At 49.7% G+C, this 12,424-nt stretch carries 26 protein-coding genes; all 26 read right to left on the bottom strand.

Going from position 1 to position 12,424, the window contains the following annotated elements; genetic code table 11:
* Nucleotides 1-9 precede the first annotated feature (9 nt).
* Nucleotides 10-399: a 30S ribosomal protein S11 gene (gene rpsK, locus JW499_RS15150; protein ID WP_019622838.1), complete on the bottom strand. Its 390-nt coding sequence runs from the start codon at nt 397-399 to the stop codon at nt 10-12.
* A 24-nt stretch (nt 400-423) separates the two neighbouring features.
* Nucleotides 424-780 (bottom strand): 30S ribosomal protein S13, encoded by a 357-nt coding sequence (gene rpsM / locus JW499_RS15145; protein WP_091361828.1) that lies wholly within the window; start codon nt 778-780, stop codon nt 424-426.
* A 143-nt stretch (nt 781-923) separates the two neighbouring features.
* Entirely contained in the window at nt 924-1,040 is a 117-nt protein-coding gene (gene rpmJ / locus JW499_RS15140) for a 50S ribosomal protein L36 (RefSeq protein ID WP_083935407.1), read from the bottom strand.
* A gap of 24 nt (nt 1,041-1,064) precedes the next feature.
* Nucleotides 1,065-2,393, bottom strand: coding sequence for a preprotein translocase subunit SecY (gene secY, locus JW499_RS15135; RefSeq protein ID WP_091361830.1), 1,329 nt, complete (start codon nt 2,391-2,393; stop codon nt 1,065-1,067).
* Nucleotides 2,394-2,828, bottom strand: coding sequence for a 50S ribosomal protein L15 (rplO, locus tag JW499_RS15130; protein WP_091361831.1), 435 nt, complete (start codon nt 2,826-2,828; stop codon nt 2,394-2,396).
* Between the two features lie 10 nt (nt 2,829-2,838).
* Nucleotides 2,839-3,021, bottom strand: coding sequence for a 50S ribosomal protein L30 (gene rpmD, locus JW499_RS15125; RefSeq protein WP_091361832.1), 183 nt, complete (start codon nt 3,019-3,021; stop codon nt 2,839-2,841).
* Nucleotides 3,022-3,027: 6 nt separating this feature from the next.
* Nucleotides 3,028-3,528, bottom strand: coding sequence for a 30S ribosomal protein S5 (rpsE, locus tag JW499_RS15120; RefSeq protein ID WP_091361834.1), 501 nt, complete (start codon nt 3,526-3,528; stop codon nt 3,028-3,030).
* Between the two features lie 11 nt (nt 3,529-3,539).
* Nucleotides 3,540-3,890, bottom strand: coding sequence for a 50S ribosomal protein L18 (gene rplR / locus JW499_RS15115; RefSeq protein WP_091361835.1), 351 nt, complete (start codon nt 3,888-3,890; stop codon nt 3,540-3,542).
* Between the two features lie 9 nt (nt 3,891-3,899).
* On the bottom strand, nt 3,900-4,433 hold the full coding sequence (rplF, locus tag JW499_RS15110; RefSeq protein ID WP_091361837.1) for a 50S ribosomal protein L6: 534 nt from the start codon (nt 4,431-4,433) through the stop codon (nt 3,900-3,902).
* A gap of 11 nt (nt 4,434-4,444) precedes the next feature.
* Complete coding sequence (rpsH, locus tag JW499_RS15105) at nt 4,445-4,837, bottom strand: 30S ribosomal protein S8 (RefSeq protein WP_091361838.1); 393 nt, start codon at nt 4,835-4,837, stop codon at nt 4,445-4,447.
* Between the two features lie 68 nt (nt 4,838-4,905).
* Nucleotides 4,906-5,211, bottom strand: a complete 306-nt coding sequence (gene rpsN, locus JW499_RS15100) for a 30S ribosomal protein S14 (RefSeq protein WP_091361840.1) — start codon at nt 5,209-5,211, stop codon at nt 4,906-4,908.
* Nucleotides 5,212-5,221: 10 nt separating this feature from the next.
* Nucleotides 5,222-5,761 (bottom strand): 50S ribosomal protein L5, encoded by a 540-nt coding sequence (gene rplE, locus JW499_RS15095; RefSeq protein ID WP_091361841.1) that lies wholly within the window; start codon nt 5,759-5,761, stop codon nt 5,222-5,224.
* 14 nt (nt 5,762-5,775) lie between these two features.
* Nucleotides 5,776-6,093 carry a 50S ribosomal protein L24 gene (rplX, locus tag JW499_RS15090; RefSeq protein WP_091361843.1) on the bottom strand — a complete coding sequence of 106 codons (318 nt, stop codon included), beginning with the start codon at nt 6,091-6,093 and terminating at the stop codon, nt 5,776-5,778.
* Nucleotides 6,094-6,195: 102 nt separating this feature from the next.
* Complete coding sequence (gene rplN, locus JW499_RS15085) at nt 6,196-6,564, bottom strand: 50S ribosomal protein L14 (protein WP_091361845.1); 369 nt, start codon at nt 6,562-6,564, stop codon at nt 6,196-6,198.
* 82 nt (nt 6,565-6,646) lie between these two features.
* Nucleotides 6,647-6,910, bottom strand: coding sequence for a 30S ribosomal protein S17 (rpsQ, locus tag JW499_RS15080; RefSeq protein WP_091361846.1), 264 nt, complete (start codon nt 6,908-6,910; stop codon nt 6,647-6,649).
* A 2-nt stretch (nt 6,911-6,912) separates the two neighbouring features.
* Entirely contained in the window at nt 6,913-7,104 is a 192-nt protein-coding gene (rpmC, locus tag JW499_RS15075) for a 50S ribosomal protein L29 (protein WP_091361848.1), read from the bottom strand.
* Nucleotides 7,104-7,517: a 50S ribosomal protein L16 gene (rplP, locus tag JW499_RS15070; protein ID WP_091361850.1), complete on the bottom strand. Its 414-nt coding sequence runs from the start codon at nt 7,515-7,517 to the stop codon at nt 7,104-7,106. The genes rpmC and rplP overlap by 1 nt, the downstream gene beginning before the upstream one ends.
* A gap of 12 nt (nt 7,518-7,529) precedes the next feature.
* The gene (rpsC, locus tag JW499_RS15065; protein ID WP_091361852.1) at nt 7,530-8,216 is read right to left on the bottom strand and encodes a 30S ribosomal protein S3; all 687 of its coding nucleotides are present in this window, start codon (nt 8,214-8,216) and stop codon (nt 7,530-7,532) included.
* 10 nt (nt 8,217-8,226) lie between these two features.
* Nucleotides 8,227-8,559 (bottom strand): 50S ribosomal protein L22, encoded by a 333-nt coding sequence (gene rplV / locus JW499_RS15060; protein WP_091361855.1) that lies wholly within the window; start codon nt 8,557-8,559, stop codon nt 8,227-8,229.
* A 15-nt stretch (nt 8,560-8,574) separates the two neighbouring features.
* Nucleotides 8,575-8,850, bottom strand: a complete 276-nt coding sequence (gene rpsS / locus JW499_RS15055; RefSeq protein ID WP_091361858.1) for a 30S ribosomal protein S19 — start codon at nt 8,848-8,850, stop codon at nt 8,575-8,577.
* Nucleotides 8,851-8,865: 15 nt separating this feature from the next.
* Nucleotides 8,866-9,693 (bottom strand): 50S ribosomal protein L2, encoded by an 828-nt coding sequence (gene rplB / locus JW499_RS15050; protein ID WP_091361860.1) that lies wholly within the window; start codon nt 9,691-9,693, stop codon nt 8,866-8,868.
* 14 nt (nt 9,694-9,707) lie between these two features.
* Nucleotides 9,708-10,004: a 50S ribosomal protein L23 gene (gene rplW / locus JW499_RS15045; protein ID WP_091361862.1), complete on the bottom strand. Its 297-nt coding sequence runs from the start codon at nt 10,002-10,004 to the stop codon at nt 9,708-9,710.
* On the bottom strand, nt 10,001-10,606 hold the full coding sequence (gene rplD, locus JW499_RS15040) for a 50S ribosomal protein L4 (RefSeq protein ID WP_091361864.1): 606 nt from the start codon (nt 10,604-10,606) through the stop codon (nt 10,001-10,003). Before rplD ends, rplW begins: the two co-directional genes overlap by 4 nt.
* An 11-nt stretch (nt 10,607-10,617) precedes the next feature.
* Complete coding sequence (gene rplC, locus JW499_RS15035; RefSeq protein WP_091361866.1) at nt 10,618-11,256, bottom strand: 50S ribosomal protein L3; 639 nt, start codon at nt 11,254-11,256, stop codon at nt 10,618-10,620.
* Nucleotides 11,257-11,358: 102 nt separating this feature from the next.
* Complete coding sequence (rpsJ, locus tag JW499_RS15030) at nt 11,359-11,670, bottom strand: 30S ribosomal protein S10 (protein ID WP_036511965.1); 312 nt, start codon at nt 11,668-11,670, stop codon at nt 11,359-11,361.
* A 404-nt stretch (nt 11,671-12,074) separates the two neighbouring features.
* Nucleotides 12,075-12,424: EF-Tu C-terminal domain-related protein (locus JW499_RS15025; RefSeq protein ID WP_463427521.1), on the bottom strand; the 350-nt coding region annotated here is incomplete at its 5' end.

The following is a 12,424-nucleotide window of genomic DNA, read 5'->3' as shown; positions in this document are numbered from 1 at the left end:
GTCTCCGGATTAAACGCGACGTTTCTTCGGTGGACGACAACCGTTGTGAGGAATCGGTGTTACGTCCGTGATGTTGTTAACCTTGTATCCACATGCATTCAATGCACGTACAGCGGATTCACGGCCTGGGCCTGGGCCCTTAACAAAAACGTCTAAATTCTTTAGACCATACTCTTGAGCAGCTACACCTGCACGTTCCGCTGCAACCTGTGCCGCGAAGGGTGTACTCTTACGAGAACCACGGAAGCCGGAGCCGCCTGCGGTTGCCCAACTCAGGGTATTGCCCTGACGATCAGTAATAGTAATGATCGTGTTGTTAAATGAAGCGTGGATGTGAGCGAATCCGTCAACAACCTGCTTTTTAACCTTTTTACGTGTGCGATTACCTGGCTTAGCCATACTGGAAATTCCTATCGCTTACCATTACTTACGGATTGGCTTACGTGGGCCCTTACGGGTACGCGCATTAGTCTTAGTGCGCTGACCACGAAGAGGCAGACTACGGCGATGCCGCAGACCACGATAACAGCCCAGATCCATCAAGCGCTTGATGTTCATGGATACTTCACGGCGAAGATCGCCTTCAACTGTCATCTTGGCAACTTCGCCACGGACGATGTCCAGTTGTTCTTCTGACAAATCTGCAATCTTAGTGGATTCTGCAATCCCACAAGTAGCGCAGAGGTCCTTCGCTGTAGTGCGGCCAATTCCGAAGATGTAAGTCAATGAAATTACCGCATGCTTATTGTCAGGAATATTGACGCCAGCTATACGGGCCATTCAATTTACTCCAACTCATTAGCATGCACCTGTGCTTTTCACAGGTACTGCAAATTCTTCTATTAATGGAAGGCGCGAGATTCTACACTTTGATCAAAAATAAATCAAGGCTTCGCGCCAACCACTCCCAGACCAGGCGTTAATTAACCCTGGCGCTGCTTGTGTCGTGGTTCAACTTTGCAGATAACCCGCAGAGTACCGTTACGACGTACGATCTTGCAGTTACGGCAGATTTTCTTAACAGATGCACGTACTTTCATGATCAACTCCAAATAGCAGGAGTGCTAGCGCAGCAGGCCAGCACCGCCTCCTTTAAGATTCGACTTCTTCATCAGGGATTCATACTGATGGGACATCAGGTGCGACTGTACTTGTGCCATGAAATCCATCACAACAACAACCACGATCAGCAGTGACGTACCACCGAAGTAGAAAGGTACATTCCAGGCCACAACCAGGAACTGGGGCATCAGAGATACCGCAGTGATATACAGAGCGCCAAACAGTGTCAGGCGGCCCAGTACGTTATCGATGTACTTAGCAGATTGCTCCCCTGGGCGGATACCCGGGATGAATGCACCAGACTTCTTCAGGTTATCAGCTACATCTTTAGGATTGAAAACAATCGCAGTGTAGAAGTAACAGAAGAAGATGATACATACCGAAAACAGCAGGATGTACAGCGGCTGACCCGGGCCCAGCGCAAGTGCGACATCCTGTAGCAGCTCCATGCCATCAGTCTGGCCAAACCACTGACCAAGTGAAGCAGGGAACAGCAAAATGCTTGAAGCGAAGATCGGCGGAATAACACCAGCCATGTTGACCTTTAACGGCAGATGACTGGTCTGTGCAGCGTACATACGACGCCCCTGCTGACGTTTCGCATAGTTAATGGTGATACGGCGCTGGCCGCGTTCCATAAACACTACAAAACCAACAGTGGCAACCGCCAGCACAGCGATGGCCAGCAACGCCAGGATATTCAGGTCACCCTGACGTGCTGATTCAAAGGACTGACCGATAGCGCGAGGCAAACCGGCCACAATACCAGAGAAGATCAGTATCGAAATACCGTTACCGATACCCCGCTCAGTTACCTGCTCACCCAGCCACATCAGGAATACGGCACCGGACACCAGAGTGACAACCGCTACGAAGTAGAAATTGACATCTGCAGTGAACGCTACACCCTGATTCGCCAGGCCAACCGCCATACCGAACGACTGAACAGTCGCCAGAATTACGGTGCCGTAACGAGTATACTGATTGATCTTCCGACGACCAGCCTCACCCTCTTTTTTGAGTTGCTCAAGTGATGGGCTCACCACCGTCATCAGCTGCATAATAATCGATGCAGAGATGTACGGCATGATACCCAGCGCAAGAATACTCATCCGCTCCAGAGCACCACCGGAGAACATGTTAAACATGCTCAGGATGGTACCCTGGTTCTGGTCAAAAAGTGCTGCCAGACGATCAGGATTGATACCAGGTACCGGAATATGTGCACCGATACGGTATACAACGATCGCAATCAGAACAAACAGCAGACGGGATTTAAGCTCGCCTAAGCCGTTCTGATTTCCTGCTGGTACTGGTCCTTTCTTAGCCATTTATTCCTCGACTTTTCCGCCTGCAGCTTCAATTGCAGCCAGAGCGCCTTTGGTCACTTTAAGACCTTTAACGGTAACTGCCTTGGTGATTTCACCGGACAGTATCACGCGCGCACGCTTGATGCTGTCTTTGATGATATCCGCTTTTTTCAGTGCATCCAGGTCGATCACTTCAGCATCGATCTTAGCCAGCTCGTTGAGGCGAATTTCTGCAACGAAAGCAGCCTGACGAGAGGTAAAACCGAACTTAGGCAGACGACGCTGCAGTGGCATTTGACCACCTTCGAAACCTGGTTTCACAGAACCGCCGGAGCGGGATTTCTGACCCTTATGGCCACGACCACCGGTTTTACCCAGGCCGGAACCAATACCGCGGCCTACACGCTTAGGAGCGTGCTTAGAACCTTCGGCAGGACTCAGTGTATTAAGACGCATAACGGACTCCTTATTCGCCTTCTACACGAACCATGTAGTTAACTTTGTTGATCATACCGCGTACGGAAGGAGTGTCTTCCACAACAACGGAGTGACCGATACGGCGCAGACCCAGACCCTGGACGCACAATTTGTGCTTAGGCAGGATACCGATGGTGCTGCGTACAAGTGTTACCTTGAGAGTAGATGCCATCGTTGATTACCCCAGAATGTCTTCTACGGACTTACCACGCTTAGCAGCAACATCTTCAGGAGACGTCATGCTAGCAAGACCGTTGATAGTTGCGCGAACAACGTTGACTGGGTTGGTAGAGCCGTAGCACTTAGCCAGTACGTTGTGAACACCAGCGATTTCCAGTACGGCACGCATTGCACCACCGGCGATTACACCGGTACCTTCAGAAGCTGGCTGCATGTACACTTTAGAAGCACCGTGACGGGCTTTAATAGGGTACTGCAGAGTTGTGCCGTTCAGCTCAACTGTGATCATATTGCGACGCGCTTGCTCCATCGCTTTTTGAATCGCCGCAGGCACTTCACGCGCCTTACCGCGACCGAAGCCTACGCGGCCATTACCGTCGCCAACAACAGTCAAAGCGGTGAAACCGAAGATACGACCACCCTTAACTACTTTGGCAACACGGTTTACCTGTACAAGTTTCTCTTGCAGGTCACCGTCTTTCTGTTCGTGATTTGCCATTGTCAAACCCCTTAGAATTCCAGGCCGCCTTCACGGGCTGCATCTGCCAACGCTTTAACACGTCCATGGTATTTAAAACCAGAACGGTCGAAAGCAACCTTAGTCACGCCAGCGTCTTTTGCGCGCTGAGCGATCAGTGTGCCTACTTTAGTAGCGGCATCAGTGTTCCCGGTAGTTTCACTACGCAGGTCTTTCTCTACAGTCGAAGCTGCAGCCAGAACCTGACCACCATCAGCGGAGATAACCTGCGCATAGATGTGACGTGGTGTACGGGTTACACACAGACGTACTGCGCCCAGTTCACGCATTTTGTAACGGGCACGGCGGGCACGGCGAATACGAGATGTTTTCTTTTCGTTCATGACCCTACCTTACTTCTTCTTAGCTTCTTTACGGCGAACAAATTCGTCAGCGTAACGGACACCCTTGCCTTTGTAAGGCTCTGGTGGACGGAAAGCACGAACTTCTGCAGCAGCCTGGCCCAGAGCTTGTTTATCGGCTGCATTGAGCACGATAGTAGTCTGGCCTTCCATTGCTGCGGTAACGCCTTCAGGCAGTTGGTAATCGATTGGGTGTGAGAAACCCAGAGTCAGGCTCAGTGTCTTGCCGTTAACAGCAGCACGATAACCAACACCCTGAAGCAGCAGTTTCTTAGTGAAACCGGTGCTTACACCAACAACCATGTTATTAACCAGAGAACGGGTAGTACCAGCCAGCGCATTAGCAGACTTGCTGCCATCACGTGCTGCGAACTTCAGTGTGTTCTCTTCAGTGGTTACTTCTACAGACGGGTGAACAGTCAGACCCAGGGCACCGTTACCGCCCTTTACATTGATCTGCTGACCATCAACCTTAGCTTCAACACCTGCCGGTAGGACAACGGGACTTTTAGCAACTCGAGACATATTTCCAGCTCCTAGAATACCGTGCAGATGACTTCGCCGCCGATACCGGCAGCACGTGCAGCACGGTCAGTCATCACACCTTTAGAGGTGGAAACGATAGCTACGCCCAGACCGCCAGCAACTTTAGGCAGATCAGACGCGCCTTTATATACTCGCAAACTTGGACGGCTAACTCGCTGGATTGACTCAATAACCGGCTTGCCTTCAAAGTATTTCAGTTCAACAGTCATCACTGGCTTGCCTTCGCCTTCAACAGCGAAGTCAGCAATGTAACCTTCCTCTTTCAGAACTGCAGCAACAGATGCTTTCAGTTTAGAAGCAGGCATAGTTACAGCTGATTTCTCAGCCATATGACCATTACGGATACGGGTTAGCATATCCGCAAGAGTGTCTTGCATACTCATGGTTTATTTTCCTATGTGCAGCGCAATGCGGTAGCAGGATGGGAATCACCCTGCCCAGACCACTGTGCTTACCAACTTGCTTTTTTCAGGCCCGGTACATCGCCACGCATTGCAGCTTCACGCAGCTTAATTCGGCTCAGACCGAACTTGCGGTAAACGGCGTGTGGACGACCAGTAACCTGACAACGACGCACCTGGCGAACCGGGTTAGCGTCACGCGGCAGCTTCTGAAGCGCTACCTGAGCTTCCCAAACTTCATCTTCAGAAGAAGCAGGGTTCTTAACGATTGCCTTAAGAGCAGCACGCTTTTCAGCATACTTAGCAACCATTTTTGCGCGTTTAGCTTCGCGCGCTTTCATACATACCTTAGCCATTACTCTACCCTTACTTTTTGAATGGGAAGTTGAGGGCTGCCAGCAGGGCACGACCTTCGTCGTTAGTGCGAGCAGTGGTGGTGATGGTAATATCCATACCACGCAGCTTATCTACCTTATCGTATTCGATTTCAGGGAAGATGATCTGCTCTTTCACACCCATGCTGTAGTTACCACGACCATCAAAAGATTTCGGGTTCAGGCCACGGAAGTCACGAATACGGGGGATCGAGATATCAACCAGACGGTCCAGGAATTCCCACATACGCTCACCGCGCAGGGTTACCTTACAACCAATTGGCCAACCTTCACGAACCTTAAAGCCAGCAATAGACTTGCGGGCCAGGGTTACAACAGGCTTTTGACCTGCAATTGCCTGCATCTCTGCGACGGCATTATCCAGCTGCTTTTTATCACCCAGCGCTTCACCAACACCCATATTCAGGGTGATTTTGGTCAGGCGTGGAACAGCCATCACGTTAGGGCAGCTCAGATCGTCTTTCAACTGCTGCTTAACGGACTCGTTATAGAGTGCTTTTAATCTAGACATGGCATCAACTCCTATTACTTAGCGATAAGTTCGCCGTTGGATTTGAAGATCCGGACTTTGTTGCCATCTTCCAGAACTTTGAAACCAACACGGTCACCTTTACCGGTAGCAGAGTTGAAGATAGCGATGTTAGATACTGCAATCGCTGCTTCCTTCTCTACGATACCGCCAGCTTTACCCAGCATTGGGTTAGGCTTGGTGTGTTTCTTAACCATGTTGATGCCAGACACGATCAGGCGATCATTAGCAAGAACACGCAACACTTTGCCGCGCTTGCCTTTGTCTCTGCCTGCAATAACGATTACTTCGTCGTTACGAATGATTTTACGCATTAATTTCCATCCTTTCCTACTACCCTCTCATGCTTAAAAACGCCAAGCCCTTTCGAGCTTAGCGTTTTTGCATAAATCCTGACTTGCGACGGTCGGGATTTTTTATAGCACTTCAGGCGCCAGGGAAATGATTTTCATAAACTTCTCAGTACGAAGTTCACGAGTTACTGGGCCAAAGATACGAGTACCGATCGGGGCGGAGTTGGCGTTCAATAGAACCGCTGAGTTTGTATCAAAGCGGATAATTGAACCGTCCGGGCGCCGAACACCTTTACGGGTACGTACCACAACAGCATTAAGGACCTGACCTTTTTTCACCTTACCGCGTGGAATTGCTTCCTTAACGGTAACTTTGATGATGTCACCTACACCGGCATAACGACGGTGTGAGCCACCCAGGACCTTGATACACTGTACTCGCTTGGCGCCACTGTTATCAGCAACATCAAGCATAGATTCTGTTTGAATCATGGGTCTCTACTCCAAAATTCAGACTATTTTCTTTGCTCTTTCGGGCTTAAAAATAGCCTGCCAGAAGCAAAGGTGCGTTATATTACACCTTTACTGCCTGTTCTTCAATCTTAACTAGCGTCCAAGACTTACTTTTTGAAAGCGGACGGGATTCAGCAACAGTCACTGTATCTCCCATCTGACATTCATTCTGTTCGTCATGCGCATGCAGCTTAGTGGAGCGAGTTACGAATTTCCCATAAATCGGGTGCTTCTCTTTACGCTCAACCAGAACGGTAATAGTTTTGTCAGCTTTATTGCTGATAACTTTACCGGTCACAGTACGTGTACGTTTTTCTGCAGCCATTATTAGTTACCTGCTTTCTGATTCAGTACGGTCTTAACGCGCGCGATATCGCGACGCACCTGACCCAGCATATGATTCTGAGCCAGCTGACCAGTTGCCTTCTGCATACGCAGATTGAACTGATCCTTCAAAAGACCCAGCAGAGTCTGCTGGAGTTCTTCGGCGGATTGTTCACGCAGTTCAGTTGCTTTCATCACATCACCGTCCGTTTAACAATGGTGGTAGCCAGCGGCAGTTTCGCCGCAGCCAGATTGAATGCCTCAGTTGCCAGCTCATCAGGCACACCGCTCATTTCGAACAGTACTTTACCTGGTTTGATCTGGCATACCCAGTATTCAACACTACCCTTACCTTTACCCATCCGCACTTCGAGTGGCTTACCTGTGATCGGCTTGTCCGGGAACACGCGAATCCAGATTTTACCACCACGTTTTACGTGACGAGTCATAGTACGACGAGCAGCCTCGATCTGACGAGCGGTGATACGACCACGCTCTGTCGCTTTAAGTGCAATCTCACCGAAGCTGACTGCACTACCGCGCTCTGACAGACCGCGGTTGCGGCCTTTCATAACCTTGCGGAATTTAAGTCTCTTAGGTTGCAGCATTGATAATTACCCCTACTTTGAACCTTTCTTCTTAGGCTGAGCATTTTTCTGAGCGCGCACTTCTTCAATGCCACCCAGAATCTCACCTTTGAAGATCCAGACTTTAATACCAAGCACACCGTAAGTAGTGTGCGCCTCATAAGTACCGTAATCGATATCAGCACGCAGGGTGTGCAATGGCACACGACCTTCGCGGTACCATTCGGAACGCGCAATCTCTGCACCGCCCAAACGACCACCGACCTGAATCTTGATACCCTCAGCACCCTGGCGCATGGCGTTCTGTACAGAACGCTTCATAGCACGGCGGAACATAACACGACGTTCCAGCTGGCTCGCTACGCTTTGTGCAACCAGTTTGGCATCCAGATCTGGTTTACGGATCTCTTCGATGTTGATGTGAACCGGAACGCCCATCATTTTGGAGCAAGCGTTACGCAGCTTTTCTACATCTTCACCTTTTTTACCAATTACAATGCCTGGACGGGCAGTGAAAATGGTGATTTTAGCATTCTGTGCAGGACGCTCGATTTCGATGCGGCTTACAGATGCTGCTTTTAATTCGCCTTCCAGATACTCACGTACCTGAAGGTCGTTCAACAGCTTATTAGCGTATTCATTCTTGTCTGCGTACCACACAGAGGTGTGATCTTTAACAATCCCAAGACGAATACCTGTTGGATGTACCTTCTGACCCATGTGGTATCTCCTAGCAGTCAGCTACCTTGACGGTGATGTGGGAGGTGCGCTTCAAAATACGATCAGCGCGACCCTTCGCACGCGGTCTAATGCGTTTCATAGTCATACCTTCGTCAACGAAGATTTGTGAAACACGCAGCTCATCAATATCAGCACCTTCGTTATGCTCAGCGTTAGCAATAGCAGACTCAAGTACCTTCTTAACAAGCACCGCACCTTTTTGCGGGCTGAAAGCCAGAATATTCAGGGCTTCACCCACCGCCTTTCCGCGGATTTGATCGGCAACCAAACGCGCTTTCTGAGCGGAGATATGGGCGCCTTTATGCTTAGCGGCTACTTCCATTTTCTTAACTCCCGATTAGCGTTTAGCTTTCTTGTCTGCAGCATGACCCTTATACGTACGGGTAGCAGCAAACTCGCCTAATTTATGACCAACCATATCCTCGGTGACAAACACCGGTACGTGCTGACGGCCATTATGAACTGCAATCGTCAGTCCTACGAAGTTTGGAAAAACTGTAGAACGGCGAGACCAGGTTTTGATCGGACGACGATCATTGGCCTCAATTGCAGCTTCTACCTTTTTCAACAGGTGAAGGTCGATAAAAGGACCTTTCTTCAGTGAACGTGGCACAGCTGTATCCTCTGATTATTTCGCTTGACGACGGCGTACGATCATCTTATCGGTACGCTTGTTCGAACGAGTTTTCTTACCTTTAGTCGGAACACCCCATGGTGTCACAGGATGACGACCACCAGATGTACGACCTTCACCACCACCATGCGGGTGATCTACCGGGTTCATCGCCACACCACGAACGGTAGGACGAACACCACGCCAGCGCGTTGCACCAGCTTTACCCAGACGACGCAGAGAGTGCTCGGAGTTACCGACCTCACCCAGTGTCGCACAGCAGTCAACCAGCACTTTACGCATCTCACCTGAACGCAGACGCAGAGTCGCGTGAGCGCCTTCACGAGCAATCAGCTGTGCAGATGTACCAGCAGAACGTGCAATCTGTGCACCTTTACCTGGCTTCATCTCGATACAGTGAATCACGCTACCAACCGGGATGTTACGCAGTGGCAGGCAGTTACCTGGTTTAATATCAGCATTCTGACCAGATATCAGAGAATCACCAGCTTTCACGCCTTTAGGGGCGATGATGTAGCGACGCTCACCGTCTGCATATTTCAGCAGAGCGATATGCGCAGAGCGGTTTGGATCATATTCCAGACGCTCTACAACAGCAGGGATATCCAGCTTGTTGCGACGGAAATCGATAACACGGTAATGTTGCTTATGACCGCCACCGATGTGACGAGTCGTAATGCGACCGTAGGTGTTACGACCACCGGTTTTACTTTTCTTCTCGACCAGAGCAGCATGTGGCTTGCCCTTGTGCAGATCCGGAGTAGTAACCCGGACTACGTGACGGCGTCCAGCGGAGGTCGGTTTAGATTTAACAATAGCCATTCTTGTAACCCCTCTTATTCGCCATCGATGAAGTCGATGTCGTGACCATCAGCCAGGCATACATATGCCTTGCGAACGTCAGAGCGCTTACCCATACCGCGCTGTGTGCGCTTGGTTTTGCCCTTAACGTTAACGATGTTCACGCCAGTTACTTTTACGTCGAACAACTGTTCAACAGCCTTTTTGATTTCAGGCTTGGTTGCATCAGTTGCTACACGGAATACAACCTGCTGAGAACCTTCAGCAACAATTGTTGCTTTCTCAGAGATATGCGGCCCTAGCAGTACTTGATAGATGCGTCCTGGATTCATGCTAACGCCTCCTCAATTTTCTTGAGAGCAGCAACAGTCACAACAACCTTCTCAAAACCAACCAGGCTGACAGGATCGATGCCAGCTGCATCGCGAACGTCAACGTGTGGTACGTTGCGTGCGGCCAGATACAGATTCTGCTCTACGTCTTCTGTGATCAGCAGTGCATTAGTCAGCTCAAGCTCGTTCAGCTTGGCAACAAACTGCTTGGTCTTAGGTGCGTCAACCTGGAAGTTTTCAACAACAACCAGACGCTCCTGACGAACCAGCTCAGACAAGATGCAACGCATCGCAGCGCGATACATTTTCTTGTTAACTTTTTGAGCGTGGTCACGCGGCTGAGCAGCGAATGTTACGCCACCAGTACGCCACAGAGGACTACGAATAGTACCGGCACGTGCACGGCCAGTACCTTTTTGACGCCATGGCTTAGCACCACCACCGCTAACAGCGGCGCGGTTTTTCTGAGCCTTGGTGCCTTGACGACCACCGGCCAGGTATGCCGTAACAACCTGATGAACCAGTGATTCATTGAATTCTTTACCAAACGCCAGATCGGAAACTTCTACGCTTCCTCCAGCTCCTGCAAGATTCAGATTCATTTCAAACCCCCTCAGGCACCAGCTTTAACAGCTGATTTAACGATTACGTCGCCGCCGGTAGCACCAGGTACAGCACCTTTTACTAACAGCAGATTGCGCTCGGCATCGATGCGAACAATTTCCAGGGATTGAACGGTTACACGTTCAGCACCCATGTGTCCGGCCATCTTCTTGCCTTTCCACACGCGACCAGGAGTTTGACACTGACCAATAGAACCAGGAGCACGATGAGAAAGAGAGTTACCGTGCGTCGCATCCTGCATGGAGAAGTTCCAGCGCTTAATACCGCCCTGAAAACCTTTACCTTTGGATTGACCGGTTACATCAATTTTCTGACCCGCTTCAAAGCGTTCAACAGTCAGTTGATCACCAACATTTACTTCTTCGTCACCTGACAGACGGAACTCCCACAAACCACGTCCTGCTTCGGTCTCTGCTTTCGCAAAGTGACCAGCAGCAGCTTTTGTAACGCGGCTAGCACGACGAGTACCTACAGTTACCTGCACAGCAGAATAACCATCAGTCTCTTCGGTCTTAACCTGTGTTACGCGGTTCGGTTCCACCTCGATGACAGTGACTGGCACTGACACGCCGTCTTCTGTGAAGACACGAGTCATACCTGCTTTACGTCCGATTAAAGATACAGACATCTTATAAACCTCACATTGCCAGTTGTGTACGGGGCTAAAACCCGCTATGGCTGCCTAAAAGGCATTCCACACGCAGACTTACTCATCTGCGCAATCGTCTAATTAGCCGAGGCTAATTTGCACTTCAACACCCGCAGCAAGATCCAGCTTCATCAGAGCATCAACAGTTTTTTCTGTTGGTTCAACGATGTCCAGAACGCGTTTGTGAGTACGGATCTCATATTGATCACGTGCATCTTTGTTCACGTGTGGTGAGATCAGAACGGTAAAACGCTCTTTGCGAGTAGGAAGCGGGATCGGACCATGCACCTGAGCACCTGTCCGCTTAGCAGTCTCAACGATCTCCTGAGCGGAAGAGTCAATCAGGCGATGATCAAAAGCCTTCAGACGGATTCTGATTTTCTGGTTTTGCATTTGACCACAATTCCTAGAATTAAAAAAAGGCTTTCGCCACCTAACCCCATTTAACGGGGTAGCGCATTCTACTTACCTCACCCCCCCAAGTCAAGCGTGTATCGGTTACGAATTATACAGCCCGGTTTTTGAGCAATTACCAACGAAGAACGTCTGATAAAGAAAATGAAAACTGAAAAGCCAGCATTCAAGAAAAAGAGAGGCATGAAGCTTTAATTTCCGGATCATTTGCGAACTCAAATGCGAGCAAGTAAATCCAAGCAATGTTTCATTGCGCCAGGATTTACGATGCGACTTTTGATATGGCCGCACACAGACTTGAAATACACTTAACTCCAGCCATATCAAAAAAAAGCAAAAACAAAAAAGGCTCCCGAGGGAGCCTTTTTTCAAATCAGCGAAAATTACTCGATGATTTTAGATACAACGCCTGCACCGACAGTACGACCGCCTTCACGGATCGCAAAACGCAGACCTTCTTCCATCGCGATTGGGTTGATCAGGGTAACGTCCATTTTAACGTTATCGCCTGGCATAACCATTTCTACGCCTTCCGGAAGCTCACAAGCACCGGTGATGTCAGTTGTACGGAAGTAGAACTGCGGACGGTAGCCTTTGAAGAATGGCGTGTGACGACCACCTTCATCTTTAGACAGTACGTATACTTCACCTTCGAAACGAGTGTGAGGAGTAATAGTACCTGGCTTAGCCAGTACCTGACCACGCTCAACGTCGTCACGCTTAGTACCACGCA

Source organism: Amphritea pacifica (assembly GCF_016924145.1).
Classification (GTDB): Bacteria; Pseudomonadota; Gammaproteobacteria; order Pseudomonadales; family Balneatricaceae; genus Amphritea; species Amphritea pacifica.
Note: the sequence above shows the minus strand (reverse complement) of the source record. Positions and strands in the feature narration are given on the sequence as shown.